General features: G+C 71.6%; 22 protein-coding genes. 15 read left to right on the top strand and 7 right to left on the bottom strand.

The window, feature by feature from the left end:
* Nucleotides 1-123: 123 nt before the first annotated feature.
* Complete coding sequence (gene sepH, locus ACFY8U_RS27405; RefSeq protein ID WP_361441803.1) at nucleotides 124-1,188, bottom strand: septation protein SepH; 1,065 nt, start codon at nucleotides 1,186-1,188, stop codon at nucleotides 124-126.
* Nucleotides 1,189-1,605: 417 nt separating this feature from the next.
* Between sepH and ACFY8U_RS27400 the strand changes: the two genes are divergently transcribed.
* The gene (locus ACFY8U_RS27400) at nucleotides 1,606-2,418 is read left to right on the top strand and encodes a hypothetical protein (protein ID WP_389574779.1); all 813 of its coding nucleotides are present in this window, start codon (nucleotides 1,606-1,608) and stop codon (nucleotides 2,416-2,418) included.
* A 3-nt stretch (nucleotides 2,419-2,421) separates the two neighbouring features.
* Here ACFY8U_RS27400 and ACFY8U_RS27395 read toward each other — a convergent pair whose 3' ends face one another.
* Both ACFY8U_RS27395 and ACFY8U_RS27390 read right to left on the bottom strand, forming a co-directional pair.
* Nucleotides 2,422-3,762, bottom strand: coding sequence for a D-arabinono-1,4-lactone oxidase (locus tag ACFY8U_RS27395; RefSeq protein WP_389574776.1), 1,341 nt, complete (start codon nucleotides 3,760-3,762; stop codon nucleotides 2,422-2,424).
* Nucleotides 3,701-4,963: an MFS transporter gene (locus ACFY8U_RS27390; RefSeq protein ID WP_389574773.1), complete on the bottom strand. Its 1,263-nt coding sequence runs from the start codon at nucleotides 4,961-4,963 to the stop codon at nucleotides 3,701-3,703. The genes ACFY8U_RS27395 and ACFY8U_RS27390 overlap by 62 nt, the downstream gene beginning before the upstream one ends.
* A gap of 156 nt (nucleotides 4,964-5,119) precedes the next feature.
* On the opposite strand from ACFY8U_RS27390, the gene ACFY8U_RS27385 reads away from it, so the two are divergent.
* Together ACFY8U_RS27385 and ACFY8U_RS27380 are read left to right on the top strand one after the other, a co-directional pair.
* On the top strand, nucleotides 5,120-6,247 hold the full coding sequence (locus ACFY8U_RS27385; RefSeq protein ID WP_389574770.1) for a ferrochelatase: 1,128 nt from the start codon (nucleotides 5,120-5,122) through the stop codon (nucleotides 6,245-6,247).
* A 9-nt stretch (nucleotides 6,248-6,256) separates the two neighbouring features.
* Nucleotides 6,257-7,093, top strand: coding sequence for an inositol monophosphatase family protein (locus ACFY8U_RS27380; RefSeq protein ID WP_389574767.1), 837 nt, complete (start codon nucleotides 6,257-6,259; stop codon nucleotides 7,091-7,093).
* Between the two features lie 80 nt (nucleotides 7,094-7,173).
* On the opposite strand, the gene ACFY8U_RS27375 is transcribed toward ACFY8U_RS27380, so the two are convergent.
* Entirely contained in the window at nucleotides 7,174-7,347 is a 174-nt protein-coding gene (locus ACFY8U_RS27375) for a hypothetical protein (RefSeq protein WP_260226051.1), read from the bottom strand.
* 396 nt (nucleotides 7,348-7,743) lie between these two features.
* On the opposite strand from ACFY8U_RS27375, the gene ACFY8U_RS27370 reads away from it, so the two are divergent.
* The 4 genes from ACFY8U_RS27370 to ACFY8U_RS27355 all read left to right on the top strand — a co-directional run bounded on the left by ACFY8U_RS27370 (nucleotide 7,744) and on the right by ACFY8U_RS27355 (nucleotide 11,363).
* On the top strand, nucleotides 7,744-8,397 hold the full coding sequence (locus tag ACFY8U_RS27370) for a response regulator transcription factor (protein WP_024758527.1): 654 nt from the start codon (nucleotides 7,744-7,746) through the stop codon (nucleotides 8,395-8,397).
* A 4-nt stretch (nucleotides 8,398-8,401) separates the two neighbouring features.
* A complete protein-coding gene (locus tag ACFY8U_RS27365) occupies nucleotides 8,402-9,637 on the top strand; it encodes a HAMP domain-containing sensor histidine kinase (RefSeq protein WP_361441823.1) in 1,236 nt (411 codons plus the stop codon).
* Between the two features lie 394 nt (nucleotides 9,638-10,031).
* Nucleotides 10,032-10,328, top strand: a complete 297-nt coding sequence (locus ACFY8U_RS27360; protein ID WP_003955561.1) for a DUF4193 domain-containing protein — start codon at nucleotides 10,032-10,034, stop codon at nucleotides 10,326-10,328.
* A 12-nt stretch (nucleotides 10,329-10,340) separates the two neighbouring features.
* Nucleotides 10,341-11,363, top strand: a complete 1,023-nt coding sequence (locus ACFY8U_RS27355; RefSeq protein ID WP_389574763.1) for a hypothetical protein — start codon at nucleotides 10,341-10,343, stop codon at nucleotides 11,361-11,363.
* A 214-nt stretch (nucleotides 11,364-11,577) separates the two neighbouring features.
* On the opposite strand, the gene ACFY8U_RS27350 is transcribed toward ACFY8U_RS27355, so the two are convergent.
* The gene (locus tag ACFY8U_RS27350) at nucleotides 11,578-12,063 is read right to left on the bottom strand and encodes a DUF3093 domain-containing protein (RefSeq protein ID WP_361604149.1); all 486 of its coding nucleotides are present in this window, start codon (nucleotides 12,061-12,063) and stop codon (nucleotides 11,578-11,580) included.
* Nucleotides 12,064-12,121: 58 nt separating this feature from the next.
* Between ACFY8U_RS27350 and ACFY8U_RS27345 the strand changes: the two genes are divergently transcribed.
* From ACFY8U_RS27345 to ACFY8U_RS27310, 8 genes are all read left to right on the top strand, one after another.
* The gene (locus ACFY8U_RS27345; RefSeq protein WP_361441832.1) at nucleotides 12,122-12,706 is read left to right on the top strand and encodes a PaaI family thioesterase; all 585 of its coding nucleotides are present in this window, start codon (nucleotides 12,122-12,124) and stop codon (nucleotides 12,704-12,706) included.
* A complete protein-coding gene (gene dut / locus ACFY8U_RS27340; RefSeq protein WP_361441835.1) occupies nucleotides 12,706-13,218 on the top strand; it encodes a dUTP diphosphatase in 513 nt (170 codons plus the stop codon). Before ACFY8U_RS27345 ends, dut begins: the two co-directional genes overlap by 1 nt.
* A 1-nt stretch (nucleotide 13,219) precedes the next feature.
* Nucleotides 13,220-13,981 carry a DUF3710 domain-containing protein gene (locus ACFY8U_RS27335; protein ID WP_260226045.1) on the top strand — a complete coding sequence of 254 codons (762 nt, stop codon included), beginning with the start codon at nucleotides 13,220-13,222 and terminating at the stop codon, nucleotides 13,979-13,981.
* A 188-nt stretch (nucleotides 13,982-14,169) separates the two neighbouring features.
* Nucleotides 14,170-14,904, top strand: coding sequence for an ABC transporter ATP-binding protein (locus ACFY8U_RS27330; protein ID WP_389574758.1), 735 nt, complete (start codon nucleotides 14,170-14,172; stop codon nucleotides 14,902-14,904).
* 126 nt (nucleotides 14,905-15,030) lie between these two features.
* Complete coding sequence (locus ACFY8U_RS27325; protein WP_389574755.1) at nucleotides 15,031-17,580, top strand: ATP-binding protein; 2,550 nt, start codon at nucleotides 15,031-15,033, stop codon at nucleotides 17,578-17,580.
* Between the two features lie 64 nt (nucleotides 17,581-17,644).
* Nucleotides 17,645-18,328 (top strand): response regulator, encoded by a 684-nt coding sequence (locus ACFY8U_RS27320; protein WP_361441844.1) that lies wholly within the window; start codon nucleotides 17,645-17,647, stop codon nucleotides 18,326-18,328.
* A 208-nt stretch (nucleotides 18,329-18,536) separates the two neighbouring features.
* Nucleotides 18,537-18,935: an OB-fold nucleic acid binding domain-containing protein gene (locus ACFY8U_RS27315; RefSeq protein ID WP_260226041.1), complete on the top strand. Its 399-nt coding sequence runs from the start codon at nucleotides 18,537-18,539 to the stop codon at nucleotides 18,933-18,935.
* Between the two features lie 3 nt (nucleotides 18,936-18,938).
* Nucleotides 18,939-19,694 carry a DUF3159 domain-containing protein gene (locus ACFY8U_RS27310; protein ID WP_389574751.1) on the top strand — a complete coding sequence of 252 codons (756 nt, stop codon included), beginning with the start codon at nucleotides 18,939-18,941 and terminating at the stop codon, nucleotides 19,692-19,694.
* Nucleotides 19,695-19,821: 127 nt separating this feature from the next.
* On the opposite strand, the gene ACFY8U_RS27305 is transcribed toward ACFY8U_RS27310, so the two are convergent.
* Together ACFY8U_RS27305 and ACFY8U_RS27300 are read right to left on the bottom strand one after the other, a co-directional pair.
* A complete protein-coding gene (locus tag ACFY8U_RS27305) occupies nucleotides 19,822-20,502 on the bottom strand; it encodes a TrkA family potassium uptake protein (RefSeq protein ID WP_361441851.1) in 681 nt (226 codons plus the stop codon).
* Nucleotides 20,502-21,170, bottom strand: coding sequence for a TrkA family potassium uptake protein (locus ACFY8U_RS27300; protein WP_361769051.1), 669 nt, complete (start codon nucleotides 21,168-21,170; stop codon nucleotides 20,502-20,504). Before ACFY8U_RS27300 ends, ACFY8U_RS27305 begins: the two co-directional genes overlap by 1 nt.
* Between the last annotated feature and the right edge of the window lie 201 nt (nucleotides 21,171-21,371).

The raw sequence follows: 21,371 nt of genomic DNA, 5'->3' as shown, positions 1-21,371 counted from the left end.
CCCGGGCCCCGCCCCCCCGGGCCCCGGGCCCGCCGCCCCCCCGGCCCCCCCCCCCCCCCCCAAGGCCGTTCGGGGGGGGGCCCCCCCCCGGCCCCGGGGGGGGCCCCCCTCCTCGTACGGGCGTCAGTCCTGCTTCTTCCTTCGCGTGCCGAAGACGATCTCGTCCCAGCTCGGGACCGCCGCGCGGCGGCCGGGGCGGACGCCGTCCGCCTCGGCCTGGCGGTCCGTCGTGCCGGTCAGGCGGTCACGGTGGCCCGAGACCGCGCGCGGCATCAGGACGTCGGCGTAGGCCGAGCCCGCGCCGGCCGAGGCCGCCGGGGCCGGCGGCTCCTCCGCCTCGGGCTCGTCGGTCGGCTCGGTGGAGGACGGGTCGGAGTTCCGGTCCGGGACGACCATGTCGCCACGGAAGCTCGGCACCGCTTCCAGCAGGCTGGTCAGCGAGTCGCGCTCCTCCTCCGGTTCGGGAACCGGAGCCGGACGCTCGATCTGACGGTCGAGCGCGCGGTCGAGCGGCCGGTCACGCGGCAGCCGGGCGATCCGGGGCACGAACGGGAAGCTCGGCTCCGGCGCGGCGGCGATCGTGTCGTCCGTCTCGCCGATCAGCGCGCGCGCCTCGTCGTCCACGGCCTGGACGAGCCGCCGGGGCGGGTCGTACGTCCAGCTCGCGGTGTGCACCTCGCCCGCGACGCGGTAGACGAGCAGCACCTCCCACGTGCCGTCGTCACGGCGCCAGGAGTCCCACTGCACGGTGTCCTTCTCGGCGCCGCGCAGCAGCAGCCGCTCCTGTACGGCCTCGCCGAGCTGCGGTCCGGTGTTCTCGCCGGGCCGGCGTACGGGTGTCTTGCGGGCCCGCTCGGCCATGAACGCCCGCTCCGCGAGCACGGGCCCCTCGAAGCGCCGTACGCGGTCGACGGGAATCCCGGCGAGCTGGGCGACCTCCTCGGCGGAGGCACCGGCACGTATCCGCGCCTGGATGTCGCGAGGGCGGAGGTGGCTCTCCACCTCGATCTCGATCTGACCGAGACGCGCGCGGTCGTTGCGCACGGCGGCGCGCAGCCGCTCGTCGATCGGAAGCGTGTACTCCGTGCTGTCAGCAGCCTTCAGCACCAGTCGTGTGCCGTCGTTGGAGACGGCCACGACACGCAGTTCGGGCATGGGGACCTCCCGGGTGGTGCCTGCCGACGTCACGTGCGTCGCTGCTTCCGCTAGTCGAGTGTGGCCTGCCCGGGTGCAGCCTGCCACAACCTTGCCGAGTTGCCCGGCGTGTCGGGCCTGGACCCTGGAACGCCGTTATGGCACGGTTACCCATCTGCGACGCAGAGTGACCGATGGTCACGCTCCGCAGCGGGCTACCGCGCGATGCCTTGGCGCCGCCGGTTCGAGTGCCGCTTTCGGCCCCCTCCCCGCGTCCCGGCACCCATGAGGGAGCCGTGACCCAGGGATCGCCACAGTACTCCATTCGGGCCACCTGGGTGGACCGGCGCGCCGCCCAACTTCTCCGGGGGTACGGGAGTTGAGTGTCCGCGATCTCCGACGCCGCGTGGCGCTCTTCACAGAAAGAGCAGAAACGGAACTTTTCACTTCGCCCATTTGTCCCTTGTGGGTATGGAGCAGGAGAAGAACGGTGAGAAGAAGAAGCTCGATCTGAGCATGGCTCAGGTCTCGGGCTCCGCGGTCGCCGCGGTCGTGGCGGCCAAACTCGCCTCCACGCTCGGCGTGTACGGAACGATCCTGGGCGCGGGTGTGATCAGCGTCATCGCGACCTGCGGCGGCTCGGTCTTCCAGCACCTCTTCAAGCGCACCGGGGAGCAGATACGGGTGGTCACCGTCCCCGTCGAGCCGTCGAAGGCTCCGGCGCGCCAGGCGGCCCCCGACCGCACCCAGGTGCTCACGACGGTCGGCGGGCCCGCCGCGCCCCCGTACGACGAGGAGTTCGGCCGGGCGACCACCCACGGCACGCGCGTCCGGGGCTGGAAGCGCTCCGCCGTCGGCGCCGCGCTCGTCTTCCTGGTGGCCATGGGAGGCATCACCGCCTACGAACTGATCTCCGATCAGGACTTCAGCGGCACGAAGGGGCGGACCACCTTCGGCTCCGTCGTCCGGGGCGGCGGGGAGACCCGGAACGAGACCCCGTCCGACGACGAGCCCTCGCCGCAGCAGGGGCGACAGCAGCAGGAGGGCGGCGCCACCGCCCCCGCCGGAGACGCGGCGCCGGGCACCGGCGAGAGGACCCCCGACCCCTCGCCGACCTCCTCGGGCTCCACCGGCGGCGAGCCGGCGCCCACGCCGTCCCCCACGCCGCCCGCGACGACGACACCGTCGGACCCGACGCCGACCCCGACCCCGACTCCGCCCGCGACGTCGGGCACGCCGTCCAGCGGCGCGGGCGCTCCGGAGACCGGGGCGCCCGCCGAATGACCGTCAGGCGCCCAGCACGCGCCGCAGATAGTCGTTGGCGAAGAGCCGGCCGGGGTCGAGCCGGTCGCGCAGCGCGGTGAACTCGGCGAAGCGCGGATAGACCTCCGAGAAGTACGCGGCGTCCCGGGTGTGCACCTTGCCCCAGTGCGGCCGGCCGCCGTGGGCGGTCATGATGCGCTCCACCGCCGTGAAGTACGCACGGTGGGGCGTGCCCTTGTAGAGGTGCACGGCGATGTACGCCGTCTCCCGGCCCGAGGCCGTGGAGAGCGCGATGTCGTCGGCCGGAGCCGTCCGCACCTCCACCGGGAAGCTCACCTTCAGCGGCGAGCGCTCGACCATCGCCTTCACCTCGCGCAGCGCCGCGACGGCCGCCTCACGCGGCAGCGCGTACTCCATCTCCATGAAGCGCACCCGGCGCGGCGAGGTGAAGACCTTGTACGGGATGTCGGTGTACGTACGGGCCGACAGCGCGCGGCTGGAGACCTTGGCCAGCGACGGGATGACCGGCGGGACCGCGCGGCCCAGCGAACAGGCCAGCTGGAAGACCCCGTTGGAGAGCAGCTCGTCCTCGATCCAGGAGCTGACCTTCCCGGGCGGGGCGGCGGGGCCCGCGCTGCGGTTGTTGCGCTTGGTGTTGCAGTTGTCCGTGTGAGGGAACCAGTAGAACTCGAAGTGCTCGTTCTCCGCGTGCAGCGCGTCGAACTCCGAGGTGACCCGGTCGAAGGTCATCGGCTCCTCGCGCGCGGTGAGCAGGAAGACCGGCTCCACGGCGAGGGTGATCGCCGTGATCACGCCGAGCGCGCCGAGGCCGATCCGGGCGGCCGCGAAGACCTCCGGGTTCTCCTTCTCGGAACAGGTCAGCAGCTGCCCGTCGGCGGTGACCAGCTCCAGCTCCCGGATCTGCGCGGCGATCGAGGCCGAGTCGCGGCCGGTGCCGTGCGTTCCGGTGGAGGTGGCCCCGGCGACCGTCTGCTCCATGATGTCGCCCATGTTCGTGAGCGACAGGCCCTCACGGGCCAGCGCCACGTTGAGCCGCTTGAGCGGAGTACCGGACTCCACGGTCACGGTCAACGACTCGCGGTCGATCCGCCGGATGCCCGTCAGCAGATCGGGGCGGATCAGCACCCCGTCCGTGGCGGCGATCGAGGTGAAGGAGTGGCCGGTACCGACCGTCTTCACCCGCAGCCCGTCCGCCGCGGCCTTCCTGACGGCGTCGGCCAGCTCGTCGGCCGAGGCGGGGCTCACCTCCCGGGCGGGGCGGGAGGTGACGTTCCCCGCCCAGTTACGCCACGGGCTGCTCGTCGCCCTCGTGCTCGTCCACCGTTCGGTCGGCGTACTGCTCACGCTGCCCCTCCCCTGTCGGCACCGGCCTCCGCAGCCGGCGGTAGCCCAGGAGACCCACCAGGACCGCGAGCGCGCCCGAGATCACGGGCACCACGTACGCCGCTTCCGCGCCCGACGCGTCGACGACCCAGCCGGCGGCCGAGGAGCCGAGCGCCACTCCGATGGCCATCCCGGTCCCTGTCCAGGTCATGCCCTCGGTCAGCTTGGTGCGAGGTACGTGCGCTTCGACGAGGGACATCGTGATCACCATCGTCGGTGCGATGGAGAGGCCCGCGACAAAGAGCGCCACGGCCAGCAACGGCAAGTTCCCGGCCAGTAGGAGGGGGATCATACTCACGGCCATCGTGCAGACACCCAGGAGCCACATGCGGGACGGCTCGCCCTTCAGGTGCAGCAGACCGAAGACGGCGCCGGCCAGGCAGGAGCCCAGCGCGTAGACCGCGAGCACCAGACTGGCGGCGGCCTTGCTGCCCTGCTCCTCGGCGAAGGCCACCGTCACCACGTCGATGGAGCCGAAGATGGCGCCGGTGGCGACGAAGGCGAGGGCCAGGACCTGAAGGCCGGGGGAGCGGAGCGCCGAGCCGCCGGAGCTCCCGTCGTGCGGGTGCGGCTCGGGCTCGGTGGCGGTCAGCGAGGTCAGCCAGAAGACGCCGATGGCGAGGAAGACGGCCGCGAAGAGCGGTCCCGCCTCGGGGAACCAGATCGTCGACAGACCGATCGAGATGATCGGGCCGAAGATGAAGCACACCTCGTCGACGATCGACTCCCAGGAGTACGCGGTGTGCAGCCGGCGGGCCTCGCCGCGGTACAGCTCCGCCCAGCGGGCCCGGGTCATCGCGCCGAGGCTCGGCACACAGCCGATCACGGCGGTGAAGACGAACAGGGTCCAGTCCGGGGCGCCCTGCTGGACGCAGAGCAGCAGCCCGGCGGCCGCGGCGAGCGAGACGAGGGTGACCGGGCGCAGCACGCGCCGCTGGCCGTGCCGGTCGACCAGCCGGGAGACCAGCGGGCCCAGCGCGGCGGCGGACATGGCCATGGTCGCCGAGAGCGCGCCCGCGAGGCCGTACCGCCCGGTGACCTGGGAGATCATCGTGACGACGCCGATGCCCATCATGGACAGCGGCATCCGGCCGATGAAACCGGCGACCGAGAACGATCGGGTGCCGGGCGCCGCGAAGATCGCGCGGTAGGGAGTGGGCAAGGGGAGCTCCGGGCGTTACTCAACACGTGTAATTAATGGTTAAAGCCTACGGTGTTGAATTGGATGCCGCACCAGCATTTTCGGCCGGGGCGGGCCGCCCGCCGTCAGCAGGGGCCTCCCCGCCGCAGGCAGGGGAAGGGTGGGAGGATCTGTGCCATGTCCGATCAGCACGATCCCGCACCGTACGACGCCCTCCTGCTGCTCTCCTTCGGCGGCCCCGAGGGCCCGGACGACGTCGTCCCGTTCCTCGAGAACGTCACCCGCGGCCGAGGCATCCCCAAGGAGCGGCTGAAGGAAGTGGGGCAGCACTACTTCCTCTTCGGCGGCGTCAGCCCGATCAACGACCAGAACCGCGCGCTGCTCGACGCGCTGCGCGAGGACTTCGCGGAGGCCGGCCTCGGCCTCCCGGTCTACTGGGGAAACCGGAACTGGGCGCCGTACCTCACCGACACCTTGCGGGAGATGGTCACCGACGGCAGGCGTCACATCGCCGTCCTCACCACCAGCGCCTACGCCTCGTACTCCGGCTGCCGGCAGTACCGCGAGAATCTCGCCGACGCGCTCTCGGAGCTGGAGGCGGAGGGGCTCCCGCTACCCCGGGTCGACAAGCTCCGGAACTACTTCAACCACCCCGGCTTCGTCGAGCCCATGGTCGAGGGCGTGCTCACCTCGCTCGCCGAGCTCGACGAGTCCGTCAGGGCCGGCGCCCATCTCGCCTTCACCACGCACTCCATCCCGGACTCGGCCGCCGACTCCTCGGGTCCCGTCGGTGAGCACGGCGACGGCGGGGCCTATGTGAGGCAGCACCTGGACGTGGCCCGGGTGATCGTCGACGAGGTCCGCCGGAGGACCGGCGTCGAGCACCCCTGGAAGCTCGTCTACCAGTCCCGCAGCGGCGCCCCTCACATCCCCTGGCTGGAACCGGACATCTGCGACCACCTGGAGGAGCTCCACGGCGCCGGTGTCCCGGCCGCCGTGATGGTGCCGATCGGCTTCGTGTCCGACCACATGGAGGTCCTCTACGACCTCGACACCGAGGCCACCGCCAAGGCCGCCGAGCTGGGCCTTCCGGTGCGGCGCTCGGCGACCGTCGGGGCCGATCCCCGGTTCGCCGCGGCCGTGCGGGACCTCGTCCTGGAGCGCGCGGCAAGCGAGCGCGGTGCCCGCGTCGAGCGCTGCGCTCTCGGCGCCCTCGGACCCTCCCACGACCTCTGCCCGATCGGCTGCTGCCCCGCGCGCGCGGAGCGGCCCGCGGCGGCCGGCGCCGACAGCCCGTACGCCTGAGGAGCCGCTGTGACCGAGCCCGTGAACCCCGCCCCGACCGGCGCCCCGGACCCCGCCCTGCTGACCGAACTGCTCGGCCTCGCCCTGGAGGCCGGGCGCCGGGCCGGTGCGCTGCTGCGCGACGGCCGGCCGGACGACCTGACGGTGGCCAGGACCAAGTCCAGCCCCATCGACGTCGTCACCGAGATGGACATCGCCGCGGAGAAGCTGATCACCGGCTTCCTCGCCGAGCACCGGCCGGAGGACGGCTTCCTCGGCGAGGAGGGCGCCGCCAGCCCCGGAACCAGCGGGGTCCGCTGGGTGATCGACCCGCTCGACGGGACGGTGAACTACCTGTACGGCCTGCCGACCTGGGCGGTCTCCATCGCCGCCGAGCTGCACGGCGAGACCGTCGTCGGCGTGGTCGAGGCGCCGATGCGGAACGAGACGTACCGGGCGGTGCTCGGCGGTGGAGCCCACATCGGGGACCGCCGCCTCGCGGTCCGACCCGCGCCGCCGCTCGACCAGGCACTGATCTCCACCGGATTCGCCTACGTCCAGACCCGCCGCGCCCACCAGGCCGACGTCGCCCAGCGGATGATCCCGCGCCTGCGCGACATCCGGCGCGGCGGGTCGGCGGCGATCGACCTCTGTGACGTCGCCGCGGGTCGGCTCGACGGCTACTACGAGCGGGGTCTCAACCCCTGGGACCTCGCCGCCGGGGACCTGATCGCCCGGGAGGCGGGCGCCCTGACCGGTGGACGCCCCGGAGAGCGCCCCTCGGGCGACCTGGCCGTCGCCGCCCCGCCCGGCGTCTTCGAGCCCCTCCAGCAGCTCCTGGAGGAGCTCGGCGCCTGGCACGACTGAGCCCACCGCGGCGGCCGCGGCCCCGCGGACGTGAAGATGCCCCGGTGTCGGCGACACCGGGGCACCTTCCGAGTCTGGGGTCAGGCGCTGGCGGCGCCGACCTCCACGCCGTGCTCCGCGGCGAGTCGGTGCAGGTCTTCGAGCTCGGCCTGCTCGACCTCCGCGAGGAAGTCGTCGCCCGTCTCGCGTGCCCGTGTGAGGTCGGTCTGCGCGGTCCTTATGCGCTGCAGCAGTCCTGCGGTGAAAGCGTCCATCGTGCGCCCCCTCGTCATGGGTCGGTGGCACGGGGGTGTGCCGAGGGTGGGTGGATCACACGCTGCTACCTCTGGGGGGACAGAGCGGGCATGTGGCGTGCCACGTACGTGCCACATACAGGGCGTGATCACGGGGTGTGCAGACGTCCTCCCCAGGAGTTTCCTCACAGAAACCTCAACTGGCCCGTGAAGTCAGGTGAATTCTTCGCACGCCCCCTCCGCCCCCGCCCGCGCTTCCGCGCGCCCCCGGCCCTTCCCGAAGCCCCTCCCTGCCCGCCCGTACGCCGCCTTACAGCCGGTTTACGCGCGTACGGGGCAGGATGGACACGCACAGTCAGTGCTCACCAGCGCCCGGTCCGCATCAGTGGCAGGGGCCCGTAGGAAGGAATGACCGACGTGCGCGTACTCGTCGTCGAGGACGAGCAGCTGCTCGCCGATGCGGTGGCCACCGGACTGCGCCGGGAGGCCATGGCCGTCGACGTCGTGTACGACGGCGCCGCAGCCCTGGAGCGGATCGGGGTGAACGACTACGACGTGGTCGTGCTCGACCGCGACCTTCCGCTGGTCCACGGTGACGACGTCTGCCGGAAGATCGTCGAGCTGGGCATGCCCACCCGCGTCCTGATGCTCACCGCCTCCGGTGACGTCAGCGACCGCGTGGAGGGTCTGGAACTGGGCGCCGACGACTACCTGCCGAAGCCCTTCGCCTTCACCGAGCTCACCGCGCGCGTGCGCGCTCTCGGCCGGCGCACCACCGTGCCGCTGCCCCCCGTCCTGGAGCGCGCCGGCATCAAGCTCGACCCGAACCGCCGTGAGGTCTTCCGCGAGGGCAAGGAGGTCCAGCTCGCCCCCAAGGAGTTCGCCGTCCTGGAGGTGCTCATGCGCAGCGAGGGTGCGGTCGTCTCGGCCGAGCAGCTCCTGGAGAAGGCCTGGGACGAGAACACCGACCCGTTCACCAACGTCGTACGGGTCACGGTGATGACCCTGCGCCGGAAACTGGGCGAGCCGCCGGTCATCGTGACCGTCCCCGGCTCCGGCTACCGGATCTGACCCCGTGGCCGCGACCCCCGCGCCGCCACAGGCGCCCCCGAAGCCGACCTGGGACCCCCGAGACCCGGTCAGGCCCCTGCTCCGTCCGACGATCCGCATACGGCTCACGCTGCTGTACGGCGGAATGTTCCTGATCGCCGGCATTCTGCTGCTGTCGATCATCTATCTCTTCACCGCGCAGGCGCTCGGCGACAGCGCCTCCGAGCTGCCCTTCAAGGTCGTCAAGGGTGAGGTCCAGCCGACCACCTCCTGGTGCCAGCTGCCCGCCACGGGCACTGGAGAGCAGCTCAACGAGGCCGTCTCCGCCTGTCTCCAGCACCAGCGGGACCTGGCCCTCGACGACCTCCTGCGCCGCTCGCTCTTCGCCCTCCTGGGCCTGAGCATCATCGCCTTCGCCTTCGGCTACGCCATGGCCGGCCGGGTGCTCTCCCCGCTGGGCCGGATCACCCGGACCGCTCGCCAGGTGGCCGGATCCGACCTCGCGCGCCGGATCGAACTGGACGGACCGGACGACGAGCTGAAGGAGCTCGCCGACACCTTCGACGAGATGCTGGAGCGCCTGGAGCGCGCCTTCACCGCCCAGCAGCGGTTCGTCGCCAACGCCTCGCACGAGCTGCGCACGCCGCTGGCGATCAACCGCACGCTCCTGGAGGTGCATCTGTCGGACCCCGGGGCGCCCGTGGAGCTCCAGCAGCTGGGCAAGACCCTGCTCGCCACCAACGAGCGCAGCGAGCAGCTGGTGGAGGGCCTGCTGCTGCTGGCCCGCAGCGACAACCAGATCGTCGAGCGCAAGCCGGTCGACCTGGCGGAGGTGGCCTCGCGCGCCGTCGATCAGGTGCACGCGGAGGCCGAGTCCAAGGGCGTGGAGATCCGCGGCGAGTGCGGGCCGGCCGTCGTCCAGGGCAACGGCGTGCTGCTGGAGCGGATCGCCCTGAACCTGGTCCAGAACGCCGTGCGGTACAACGTGGCCGAGGGAGGCTGGGTCGAGGTCACCACCGAGACCGAGCACGGCCAGGCACTCCTGGTCGTCTCGAACACCGGTCCCGTCGTTCCCGCGTACGAGATCGACAACCTCTTCGAGCCGTTCAGGCGGCTGCGGCAGGAGCGCACCGGGAGCGACAAGGGCGTCGGACTCGGCCTGTCGATCGCGCGATCCGTCGCGCGCGCCCACGGTGGCCGTATCATCGCGGAGCCCCGCGAAGGCGGCGGTCTCGTGATGCGTGTCACTCTCCCGATCTGACACACTTCGGGTACCAGCCGGTTCCGTTCGCTTTGCGCGGAATTCTGGATCCCGTTCCTGAGACGCTCATGTGTGATCGATCACAGGGGCACGCATCCGGCTCTCCACTCTCCGTGATCGAGAAATCCATGGGAAAACCCGGAAAAGTCCGGGTTTCCGGGGCTCTGGATGACGGGAAGTACACGGGGTGGCGCCCGTGAAGGACGGCAGGAGGACCGTGTACGGTCCCGTTCGCCACCCAAAGCCGATCACTCGTGAGAGGACCGGTTGGGTGTCGATTGAGTAACAGACCTTGATGTGAGGCAAAATCTCCGCCTCAGGTCGGGCACAAGTCCGGCCTCTCACGCGTTACGTGCGCTGGAGACACCGCAACCACCCAGAGGGGGAGAGCGACATGGCAACGGATTACGACACCCCACGCAAGACCGACGACGACGTCGATTCGGACAGCCTTGAGGAACTGAAGGCCCGCCGGAACGACAAGTCGACCTCGACGGTCGACGTCGACGAGTTCGAGGCCGCCGAAGGCCTGGAGCTGCCCGGCGCGGACCTCTCGAACGAGGAGCTCGCCGTACGGGTCCTGCCGAAGCAGGCCGACGAGTTCACCTGCATGAGCTGCTTCCTCGTGCACCACCGCAGCCAGCTGGCTCGGGAGAAGAACGGTCAGCCGATCTGCCGCGACTGCGACTGAGATCGGTCGGCCGTGGCAGGCGACGACACACCTTCTCGGAAGCGTCGCTTCCGGCTTCCCAGGAAGCCGGAGGCGAATCAGGGCGGCAACGAGGCGGCGGAAGGTGCCCAGGAGGCACCGGAAGCCGAGGAGACCGCCCTCCTGCCCTCTCTCGGCGCACGTGACGACGAGCGAGGCCGCTCGGCCTCGCTCGAAGCGGCCACGTCCGGCACTCCCGTGTCCGGTACGCCCGCGACCGAAGCATCCGCGACGCCGGTACCGGCGGAGCGGGGCGGACGCCGTCGCGGCGCCGTGAAGCGCGTCGCCGATCCGGCGCGCGCCCAGCTGGACCGTATGAAGCTCGACCGCGCGCGGATCGACGCCGTCAAACGCGGCGTGAAGCGTGGCGGCGAGGGCGCCAAGGCCGGCATCGGCTATCTCGCCGACCGGATCATCGAGATCGCCCCCCGCGTGCCCGTGCGGGACCTGGCGACCCTGCGCAAGCACTTTCCCGGGCTCGGCCCCGAGCAGATCGCCGACAAACTCGTCGCGGGCGCCTGCAACGCCAGCTCGACCGTCGGCGCCGGCATCGGAGCGGCCGCGATGCTGCCCGTGCCCCCCGCCATGCCCGCGGAACTCGCCGCGGAGATCACCGGAGTCGCCGCGATCGAGCTGAAGCTGATCGCCGAGCTGCACGAGGTGTACGGGCTGAGGCCGCCCGGCGCGCTCACGCAGCGGTCGACGGCCTATCTGACCTCCTGGACCGAGGAGCGGGGCATCGACCCCGCGAAGCCGACGACCGTCAACGCGGCGCTCGGCGGGCAGCTCAAGCGCGAGCTGCGCCAGCAGATCATGAAGCGCATGGTGCGCAACCTGCCCAACCTGATGCCGTTCATGGTCGGCGCGGCCGTGGGCGCGGTGATGAACCGCCGGGACACCAGGAAGCTCGCCGAGCACGTCCGCAAGGACCTGCGCGCGCGCCAGGTGCCCTGGGACGCCCTGGAGGGGCTGCCTCCGCTGGAGCAGCCCGAGAACCCCAAGGAGATCGGCTTCTAGGCCCCGGCGCGGGCCGCCCTGCCCGGCGCGGCTCCCTCACGTCCGCGCGGGCTCAGGCCCGGCGCCGGCTGAGCCGTCGGCGCACGCTCAGGCCCCAGCGCGGGCTCCGGCCCGGCGCCGGCTGAGCCGTCGGCGCACGCTCAGGCCCCAGCGCGGGCTCGGACCTCGGTGCGGGCGGAGGCCACAGCGCGGGCTCAGGCCCACCAGCGCACGCTCAGGCCTCGGTGCGGGCCGCCTCGACGGCCGTGGCGAGACCCTCCGGGTCTCGGCTGGAGAGATACACGTACGGCGTCGGGTCCTCGGGGTCCGTGACCTCGATCCGGACCGCCCGCGGCACATAGCTGCGCAGCACCATGAAGGCGCGCGGATCGGCCTTGAACGTGCGCCAGGCCCGCGCCTCCTCCGCGTCCAGCACCTCCGGCGTCCCCAGCGCCGAGACCGGGATCCGCGCCTCGCCCGCGACCAGCGAACCGGCCACCACCCGGATCCGGGCGGAGCCGTACGCGGAGACGCCCACGGCCGCCAGCGCGCCCGCGGCGATCAGCCCGCCCAGCGCCGGGACCGTGCCCAGCGGGAACATCACCAGACCGCCACTGAGACCCAGCAGAACCGTGATGACCCACCACGAGCCGGGGGCGGTCAGCCGCTCGTCGAAGCGCGGCGCGGCGGTCGGAGCGGGGGACGAGGGGGAAGGCTGCATGCGTCCAAGCTTGGCACGGCGCGACCTGCGCCTGGCCTCGCGGGTAAGGTCTGCGGCTGTGACCGCAACATCTCCCGCTCTCACCCCGCCGGCCGACGCCATACCGCCGGTACGCCACCCCGACGCGCCCGCCCCCGGCGAGCTGCTCGGCGCGCACTATGAGCACTGCTTCGGGTGCGGCGGCGGGCAGCCCCACGGACTCCATCTGGAGGCCCGGGCCGGCGAGGGCGTGACCGTCACCGCCGAGTTCACCGTGACCCCCGACCACCAGGGCGCCCCCGGTCTCGCGCACGGCGGCGTCCTCGCCACCGCGCTCGACGAGACCCTCGGCTCCCTGAACTGGCTGCTGCGCGTCATCGCCGTCACCGGACGTCTGGAGACCGACTTCGCCCGGCCCGTCCCGGTCGGCACCGTCCTGCACCTGGAGGCCGAGGTCACCGCCGTGCACGGGCGCAAGATCTACTCGACCGCCGTCGGCCGGATCGGCGGGCCGGAAGGCCCCGTCGCGGTCCGCGCCGACGCCCTCTTCATCGAGGTCAAGGTCGACCACTTCATCGACAACGGCCGCCCGGAGGAGATCCGCGCCGCCATGTCCGACCCCGACCAGGTCCGGCGCGCCCGCGCCTTCGAGGTGAACCCCTGATGACCAACCCTGTCGACGTACTGATCCGCCGTGTGGACCCGGACGTACCGATCCCCGCCTACGGTCACCCCGGCGACGCCGGAGCCGATCTCGTGACCACCGAGGCGGCCGTCCTGGCCCCCGGGGAGCGCGCCGTGCTGCCCACCGGGATCTCCATCGCCCTGCCCGACGGCTACGCCGCGTTCGTGCACCCGCGCTCCGGGCTCGCTGCCAGGTGCGGAGTCGCCCTCGTGAATGCCCCAGGGACGGTGGATGCCGGGTACCGTGGAGAGATCAAGGTGATCGTGGTCAATCTCGACCCGCGTGAGAGCGTGCGGTTCGAACGGTTCGACCGGATTGCCCAACTGGTCGTCCAGCAGGTCGAGAAGGTGCGCTTCCACGAGGTGGCGGAGCTTCCCGGCTCGGCGCGGGCCGAGGGGGGCTTCGGGTCCACCGGCGGTCATTCCGCTGTGGACGGCACAACGGGTGGGAATCGATACGCTTCGGTCGTATCCGACCGGGAAGGACAGTGACGTGTTCGGACGTCGCAAGAAGAGCGGTGCCGCTGAGGACGCAGCGGGCGAGGCCGAGCAGGTCGTCGACGAGGTCGACACTGACGACACGGCCGGTGCGCCGCGTCGGGTGAACCTTCCGCCGGCGCCCCGGCCCGACGGACCGTGGGACATCTCCGAGGTCTCCAAGCCCGAGGACGGGCGCGTGGATCTCGGTGGCATCTTCGTGCCCGGAGTCGAGGGCATGGAGCTCCGGGTCGAGGTCGCGGGTGACGCGATCGTCGCGGCCACCGTCGTGCTGCGCGACAGCGCGGTACAGCTGCAGGCATTCGCCGCACCGAAGAAGGAAGGCATCTGGGGCGAGGTCCGCGAGGAGATCGCCTCCGGCATCACCCAGCAGGGCGGTGTCATCGACGAGGTCGAGGGGCCGCTGGGCTGGGAGCTGCGGGCCCAGGTCCCGGTGCAGCTGCCGGACGGCACCGGCGGTGTGCAGCTGGTGCGCTTCGTGGGCGTCGACGGCCCGCGCTGGTTCCTGCGCGGAGTCATCTCCGGCCAGGGCGCGGTGCAGCCGGAGGCCGCCGGTCTCCTGGAGCAGATCGTCCGGGACACCGTGGTGGTCCGTGGCGAGGGCCCCATGGCCCCGCGCGACCCGATCGTCCTCAAGCTGCCCAACGACGCGCAGATGGTGCCGGACGGCGTGCAGCAGGAGGAGCAGGAGGGCTCGCGCTTCTCCGGCGGCATGGGCCAGCTCCAGCGCGGACCGGAGATCACCGAGGTCCGCTGACCCCGTTCCGTACCGCACAACAGATCAAGGCCGGTGGGCCGTATTCCGAACAGCTTGTCCGGAATGCGGCCCACCGGTGCGTCCCGGGCCGCGGCCGGCCGCGGCCGACCCTGGCCGGACAGCGCTCGGCGACCGATACTGACGGGCACGCCGACGGGCGCACACGTTCGACGAGTGGGAGCAGAGGGATGAGCGAGAGCAGCGCGCGGTCCGCCACGGCGGTCGCCGAGGACCCGGCCGGCGGACCCATGGTCCGCGTCGAGAACCTGCGACGCTCGTACGGTACGGACGCGGCCGCCGTCCACGCCCTGCGCGGGGTCTCCTTCGACGTCCACCGCGGCGAGCTGGTGGCGCTCAAGGGCCGCTCGGGCTCGGGCAAGACCACCCTGCTCAACCTGGTCGGCGGCCTGGACACCCCGGACGGCGGCCGGATCACCATCGACGGGACGGACCTGGCGGACCTCGGCGAGGACGGGCTCCTGGAGCTGCGCCGGGACCGCATCGGCTTCATCTTCCAGTCCTTCGGGCTCATCCCGATCCTGTCCGCCGCTGAGAACGTGGGTGTGCCGCTGCGGTTGCGCAAGGCGGACCCGAAGGAGCGGGAGGAGCGGGTCGCCCTTCTCCTTGCCCTGGTCGGCCTCGCCGACCACGCGGCGCAGCGGCCCGGCGAGCTCTCCGGCGGCCAGCAGCAGCGCGTCGCCATCGCCCGGGCCCTCGCCAACAGGCCCGCCCTGCTGATCGCCGACGAGCCGACGGGGCAGCTCGACGCGGAGACCGGGCTCGCGGTGATGGAACTCCTGCGTGCGGTGGTCCGCAGCGAGGGCGTCACGGCGCTCGTCGCCACGCACGACGCCCAGCTCCTGGGGCTCGCGGACCGCGTGCTCGAACTCAGCGACGGCGAGATCGTCGAACACGGTCGGTGACACGGGCGCGGGGCGGCTCGGCCGGTCCCGACGCCCGCTGCCGGACCCATCAGAATCGCGTCAATACGGCTCGTCGCCCTTGCCCCTTGTGCGGAATGTCCGATTCGCTGGACGTAAGGTCATGGCATGGGACGGGGCAAGCTACGGATCTACCTCGGTGCGGCACCGGGTGTCGGCAAGACCTACGCGATGCTCTCCGAGGCACACCGCCGGGTCGAGCGCGGCACGGACTGCGTCGTCGCCTTCGTCGAACACCATGACCGGCCGCGCACGGAGGTCATGCTGCACGGCCTCGAACAGGTTCCGCGCCGCACCCTCCCGTACCGCGACACCTCCTTCACCGAGATGGACGTGGACGCGGTCCTGGCCAGGAAGCCGGCCGTCGCCCTCGTGGACGAGCTGGCGCACACCAATGTGCCGGGCTCCCGCAACTCCAAGCGCTGGCAGGACGTCGAGGAGCTGCTCGCCGCGGGGATCGACGTCATATCGACGGTCAACATCCAGCACCTCGAATCGCTGGGCGACGTCGTCGAGTCGATCACCGGCGTACGGCAGCAGGAGACCGTCCCCGACGAGGTGGTGCGGCGCGCCGAGCAGATCGAGCTGGTCGACATGTCGCCACAGGCCCTGCGCCGCCGCATGGCCCACGGCAACATCTACAAACCCGACCGGATCGACGCCTCCCTCGCCAACTACTTCCGCCCCGGCAACCTCACGGCCCTGCGCGAGCTGGCACTGCTCTGGACCGCCGACCGGGTCGACGAGTACCTCCAGCAGTACCGGGGCGAGCACGGCATCCGCTCCACCTGGCAGGCCCGCGAGCGGATCGTCGTCGGGCTCACGGGCGGCCCCGAGGGCCGCACGCTCATCCGGCGCGCCGCGCGGCTGGCCGAGAAGGGCGCGGGCGGCGAGGTCCTCGCCGTCTACATCGCCCGCAGCGACGGCCTCACGGCCGCCTCGCCCAAGGAGCTCGCGGTCCAGCGGACCCTGGTCGAGGACCTCGGAGGAACGTTCCATCACGTCATAGGCGACGACATCCCCTCCGGGCTCCTCGAGTTCGCACGGGGCGTCAACGCCACCCAGATCGTCCTCGGCTCCAGCCGCCGCAAGACCTGGCAGTACATGTTCGGCCCCGGCGTCGGCCAGACCGTCGCCCGCGAGTCCGGCCCCGACCTCGACGTCCACATCGTCACCCACGAGGAGGTCGCCAAGGGCCGCGGACTGCCCGTCACCCGCGGCACCCGCCTCGGGCGCTCCCGGATCATCTGGGGCTGGCTGGCCGGCGTCGGGGGCCCGGCGCTGCTCACCGTGCTGCTCACCCATGTCGACGCGGACCTCGGCCTGGCCAACGACATGCTGCTGTTCCTGGCGCTGACCGTGGCCGCGGCGCTGCTCGGCGGACTCCTGCCGGCGCTGGCGTCGGCCGCCTTCGGCTCCTTCCTGCTGAACTGGTTCTTCACCCCGCCGCTGCATCAGGTGACCATCGCCGACCCGAAGAACATCGTCGCGATCGCCGTCTTCTTCGGCGTCGCCGTGGCCGTGGCCTCGGTGGTCGACCTGGCCGCCCGCCGGACCCATCAGGCGGCCCGGCTGAGGGCCGAGGCCGAGACCCTCTCGTTCCTCGCGGGCAGCGTGCTGCGCGGCGAGACCAGCCTGGAGTCCCTGCTCGAACGGGTCCGCGAGACCTTCGCCATGGAATCCGTCGCGCTCCTCGAACGGGAGAGCGACGTCGAGCCGTGGACCTGCGCGGCGAGCGTGGGGGCGCGCCCCGTCGCACGGCCCGAGGACGCCGACGTGGACATGCCCGTCGGTGAGCATCTGGCCCTCGCGCTCACCGGCCGGGTGCTGCCCGCCGAGGACCGGCGCGTGCTCGGCGCCTTCGCCGCCCAGGCGGCCGTCGTACTGGACCGCCAGCGGCTCGTCGGAGAGGCCGAGGAGGCCCGCAAGCAGGCCGAGGGCAACAAGATCCGCACCTCCCTGCTCGCGGCCGTCAGCCATGACCTGCGTACCCCGCTCGCCGGCATCAAGGCGGCCGTCTCCTCCCTCCGCTCCGACGACATCGAGTGGTCCGAGCAGGACCGGGCCGAACTCCTCGAAGGCATCGAGGACGGCGCCGACCGGCTCGACCACCTCGTGGGCAACCTCCTCGACATGTCCCGGCTCCAGACCGGCACCGTCACCCCGCTGATCCGCTCCATCGACCTCGACGAGGTCGTCCCGATGGCGCTCGGCGGGGTCCCCGACGGCAGCGCCGAGCTGGACATCCCCGAGACGCTGCCGATGGTCGAGGTCGACAAGGGGCTCCTGGAGCGCGTCGTCGCCAACATCGTCGAGAACGCCGTGAAATACAGTCCGGAACGTGTGCCGGTGGTCGTCTCCGCCAGCGCTCTGGGCGAGCGGGTGGAGCTGCGGGTCGTCGACCGAGGGCCCGGCGTGCCGGACGAGAGCAAGGAGGGCATCTTCGAGCCGTTCCAGCGGTTCGGCGATGCCCCGCGCGGCTCCGGTGTCGGCCTCGGTCTCGCGGTCGCCCGCGGCTTCGTGGAGGCCATGGGGGGCACCATCACCGCGGAGGACACCCCCGGCGGCGGCCTGACCATGACGATCACCCTCAAGGCCGTGACGGGACGGCCACCGCCGCCCCCTGCCGCCGACGTGCCCGCCCGGGTGACCACGTGAGCCCACCGATTCCCCGCACCCCCCGCACTCCCCGACGTACGCAGCAGAGAGAAGGAAGCCCTCGATGACCCGGGTTCTCGTCGTCGACGACGAGCCGCAGATCGTCCGCGCGCTGGTGATCAACCTCAAGGCGCGCAAGTACGAGGTCGACGCGGCGCCCGACGGCGCCACCGCCCTTCGGCTCGCCGCCGAGCGCCATCCCGACGTGGTCGTCCTCGACCTCGGCCTGCCGGACATCGACGGTGTCGAGGTCATCAAGGGGCTGCGCGGCTGGACCCGCGTGCCGATCCTGGTGCTCTCGGCCCGGCAGACCTCCGACGAGAAGGTCGAGGCCCTCGACGCCGGGGCCGACGACTACGTCACCAAGCCCTTCGGCATGGACGAGCTCCTGGCCCGGCTGCGTGCCGCGGTCCGCAGGGCCGAGCCGGTCGGCGGCGACGACAGCGTCGTCACGGTCGAGACGGAGGGCTTCACGGTCGACCTGGCCGCGAAGAAGGTCCACCGAGACGGGCGTGACGTCCGCCTCACGCCCACCGAGTGGCACCTGCTCGAAGTACTCGTCCGCAACAGCGGGCGCCTGGTGAGCCAGAAGCAGCTTCTCCAGGAGGTCTGGGGCCCGTCGTACGGCACGGAGACCAACTACCTGCGGGTCTACATGGCGCAGCTACGGCGCAAGCTGGAGGTCGACCCCTCGCACCCGCGCCACTTCGTCACCGAACCGGGCATGGGCTACCGCTTCGAGCGCTGAATCGACCGGCAGAGGAGCCGGCGGGGCTCGGGAGAGGCGTTCGAGGGGGCCGGTTGAGAGGCCCGTGGGGCCCGTGGTGTCGTCCGTGGGGTCCGTGGGGCCGTCCGTGCGACCGTCGCGGGGCTTCCGGTGCAGCGTCCGGAGAGGCCCTGTCGGGGTCCGTCCGGAGGACGATTCCCCAGTCCGTGGGGGCCGGTACGCTTTCTGTATGAGTGCTGCACCGCGTACAGAGAAGCCGGCCGGACGCTTCCGCCGGATGCTCGACCGGCTGTCCACCTCGCAGGAGGAGCTGGAGTCCGTCGAGCTCCAGGAGGACGCCGAAGCGTCGGGCTGCACGCGTATCTGCGACTGCTCCGACCGCCAGATAGTCAAGGTGACTGGTACCTTGCGCACGGTCACGCTGCGCCCCCGGGCGGGTGTGCCCGCCCTCGAGGCCGAGCTGTTCGACGGCACGGCCCCGCTGGACGTGGTGTGGCTGGGCCGGCGGTCCATCGTGGGCATCGAGCCGGGCCGCAAGCTGATCGCCTCCGGCCGGATCTCCATGAGCCACGGCCGGCGGGTCCTCTTCAACCCCAAATACGAGCTCCGACCGCTCGGACAGGAGTAGCCGGTGACGTCGCTCGACAAGCCGACGACGGATCAGGACGCCCCGGACAGCAAGGGCGCTCAGCAGAGCCAGGCCTCGAAGGAGGTCACCGAGGCCGCGTTGTTCGAGGCCTTCGGCGGCCTTCGGGGCATGATCGAGACGGTCGTCCCCGGCCTGCTCTTCGTCACGATCTTCACGATCAACAAGGACCTGCACATCTCGGCGATCGCGGCACTCGCGGTCTCCCTGGTCCTCGTCGCCGTCCGGCTGATCCGCCGGGACACCGTGAAGCACGCCTTCAGCGGTGTTTTCGGTGTCGCGTTCGGTGTGGTCTTCGCGATGATGACCGGCAACGCCAAGGACTTCTACCTGCCGGGCATGCTGTACACGCTGGGCCTCGCCCTCGCGTACATCATCACCACCCTCGCGGGCGTCCCGCTGATCGGCCTCATCCTCGGCCCGGTCTTCAAGGAGAACCTCTCCTGGCGGACCCGTAACCCCGGCCGCAAGAAGGCCTACGCGAAGGCGAGCTGGGCGTGGGGCCTGATCCTGCTCGGCAAGTGCGCGATCCTCTTCCCGATGTACTGGTGGGCCGACACGACCAAGTTCGGCTGGGTCCTCGTCGCGCTGAAGATCCCGCCCTTCCTGCTCGCGGTGTACCTGACGTGGGTCTTCCTGGCGAAGGCCCCGCCGCCGATCGACGTCTTCGCCGAGATGGAGGCGGAGGAGAAGGCCGAGAAGGCCCGTAAGGCGGCCGCGTCGCGCCCGCCGGAGGCGTAACCAGTACGTACGCCGGATCCGGAAGCGTGACCGGTACGCCGGTACGACCGATTCGACGGCGTCACCGGTACGACGAAGGGCCCGGGACCTCAACAAGGTCCCGGGCCCTTCGTCGTACCGGCCGGACTCAGCCGGCGGCGCCCTCGTCGCGGCGGACCGACAGCAGGTCCTCCAGCTGCTCCTCGCGCGCCTGGGCGGCCACGAAGAGGAGCTCGTCGCCCGCCTCCAGAGTCTCCTCCGGGCTCGGGGTCAGCACCCGCGAGCCCCGGATGATCGTCACCAGGGAGGTGTCCTGCGGCCAGGCGACATCGCCCACGGACGTCCCCGCGACTGCCGACTCCGGCGGGAGCGTCAGCTCCACCAGGTTCGCGTCGCCGTGGCTGAAGCGCAGCAGCCGGACCAGGTCGCCGACGCTCACCGCCTCCTCCACCAGGGCCGACATCAGACGCGGGGTCGACACGGCGACGTCGACGCCCCAGGACTCGTTGAAGAGCCACTCGTTCTTGGGGTTGTTCACCCGGGCGACCACGCGCGGCACGCCGTACTCGGTCTTCGCGAGCAGCGAGACGACCAGGTTCACCTTGTCGTCACCGGTGGCCGCGATCACCACGTTGCAGCGCTGCAGCGCCGCCTCGTCCAGCGAGGTGATCTCGCAGGCGTCGGCGAGCAGCCACTCCGCCTGCGGCACCCGCTCCACCGAGATGGCGGTGGGCGCCTTGTCGATCAGCAGGACCTCGTGGCCGTTCTCCAGGAGCTCGCCCGCGATGGAACGGCCCACCGCACCCGCGCCCGCAATAGCGACACGCATCAGTGACCGCCCTCCTCAGGACCCTCGGCGAAGGCCTCCTCGACCTTCGCGATCTCGTCCGTACGCATCATCACGTGCACGAGGTCGCCCTCCTGCAGCACGGTCTGCGAGGAGGGGATGATCGCCTCGCCCAGCCGGGTGAGGAACGCCACGCGCACGCCCGTCTCGTCCTGCAGCTTGCTGATCTTGTGGCCGATCCACGCGGCGGACGTGTGCACCTCGGCGAGCTGCACCCCGCCGCTGGGGTCGGTCCACAGCGGCTCCGCGCCGGACGGCAGGAGGCGCCGCAGCATCTGGTCGGCGGTCCAGCGGACCGTGGCGACGGTCGGGATGCCCAGACGCTGGTAGACCTCGGCGCGCCGGGGGTCGTAGATCCGGGCGGCCACGTTCTCGATGCCGAACATCTCGCGGGCGACCCGCGCCGCGATGATGTTCGAGTTGTCGCCGCTGCTCACCGCGGCGAAGGCACCGGCCTCCTCGATCCCCGCCTCGCGCAGCGTGTCCTGATCGAAGCCGACGCCGGTGACACGCCGTCCGCCGAAGCCGGAGCCGAGACGGCGGAAAGCCGTCGGGTCCTGGTCCACGACGGCGACGGTGTGCCCCTGCTGCTCCAGGGTCTGCGCGAGAGCGGCTCCCACTCGCCCGCAGCCCATGATGACGATGTGCACGTCCCCTTACCCCGCACTCCTGATCGTCTTACTGACCTGCGAATACACCCTGCTCACAACTTTCCTCACCCGACTGGCCCGGGCCGTGGCGGGCAGCGCCCTGCCGTGCTGCCCGATCCGAGCTTATGCGGCAACACCTTTCGGGACCGCATCCGCGGTCCCCGCCAGGGAGATTCCGTGCGGATTGGGGGTCGCGGTGAG

Source organism: Streptomyces sp. NPDC012508 (assembly GCF_042902595.1).
Taxonomy (GTDB): domain Bacteria; phylum Actinomycetota; class Actinomycetes; order Streptomycetales; family Streptomycetaceae; genus Streptomyces.
Note: the sequence above shows the minus strand (reverse complement) of the source record. Positions and strands in the feature narration are given on the sequence as shown.

Coding starts and splice junctions, on each gene's coding strand:
- ACFY8U_RS27400 (WP_389574779.1), top strand. CDS start 1,606: ATGGAGCAGGAGAAGAACGGTGAGAAGAAGAAGCTCGATCTGAGCATG.
- ACFY8U_RS27385 (WP_389574770.1), top strand. CDS start 5,120: ATGTCCGATCAGCACGATCCCGCACCGTACGACGCCCTCCTGCTGCTC.
- ACFY8U_RS27375 (WP_260226051.1), bottom strand. CDS start 7,347: ATGGACGCTTTCACCGCAGGACTGCTGCAGCGCATAAGGACCGCGCAG.
- ACFY8U_RS27360 (WP_003955561.1), top strand. CDS start 10,032: ATGGCAACGGATTACGACACCCCACGCAAGACCGACGACGACGTCGAT.
- ACFY8U_RS27350 (WP_361604149.1), bottom strand. CDS start 12,063: ATGCAGCCTTCCCCCTCGTCCCCCGCTCCGACCGCCGCGCCGCGCTTC.
- dut (WP_361441835.1), top strand. CDS start 12,706: ATGACCAACCCTGTCGACGTACTGATCCGCCGTGTGGACCCGGACGTA.
- ACFY8U_RS27330 (WP_389574758.1), top strand. CDS start 14,170: ATGAGCGAGAGCAGCGCGCGGTCCGCCACGGCGGTCGCCGAGGACCCG.
- ACFY8U_RS27325 (WP_389574755.1), top strand. CDS start 15,031: ATGGGACGGGGCAAGCTACGGATCTACCTCGGTGCGGCACCGGGTGTC.
- ACFY8U_RS27320 (WP_361441844.1), top strand. CDS start 17,645: ATGACCCGGGTTCTCGTCGTCGACGACGAGCCGCAGATCGTCCGCGCG.
- ACFY8U_RS27315 (WP_260226041.1), top strand. CDS start 18,537: ATGAGTGCTGCACCGCGTACAGAGAAGCCGGCCGGACGCTTCCGCCGG.
- ACFY8U_RS27305 (WP_361441851.1), bottom strand. CDS start 20,502: ATGCGTGTCGCTATTGCGGGCGCGGGTGCGGTGGGCCGTTCCATCGCG.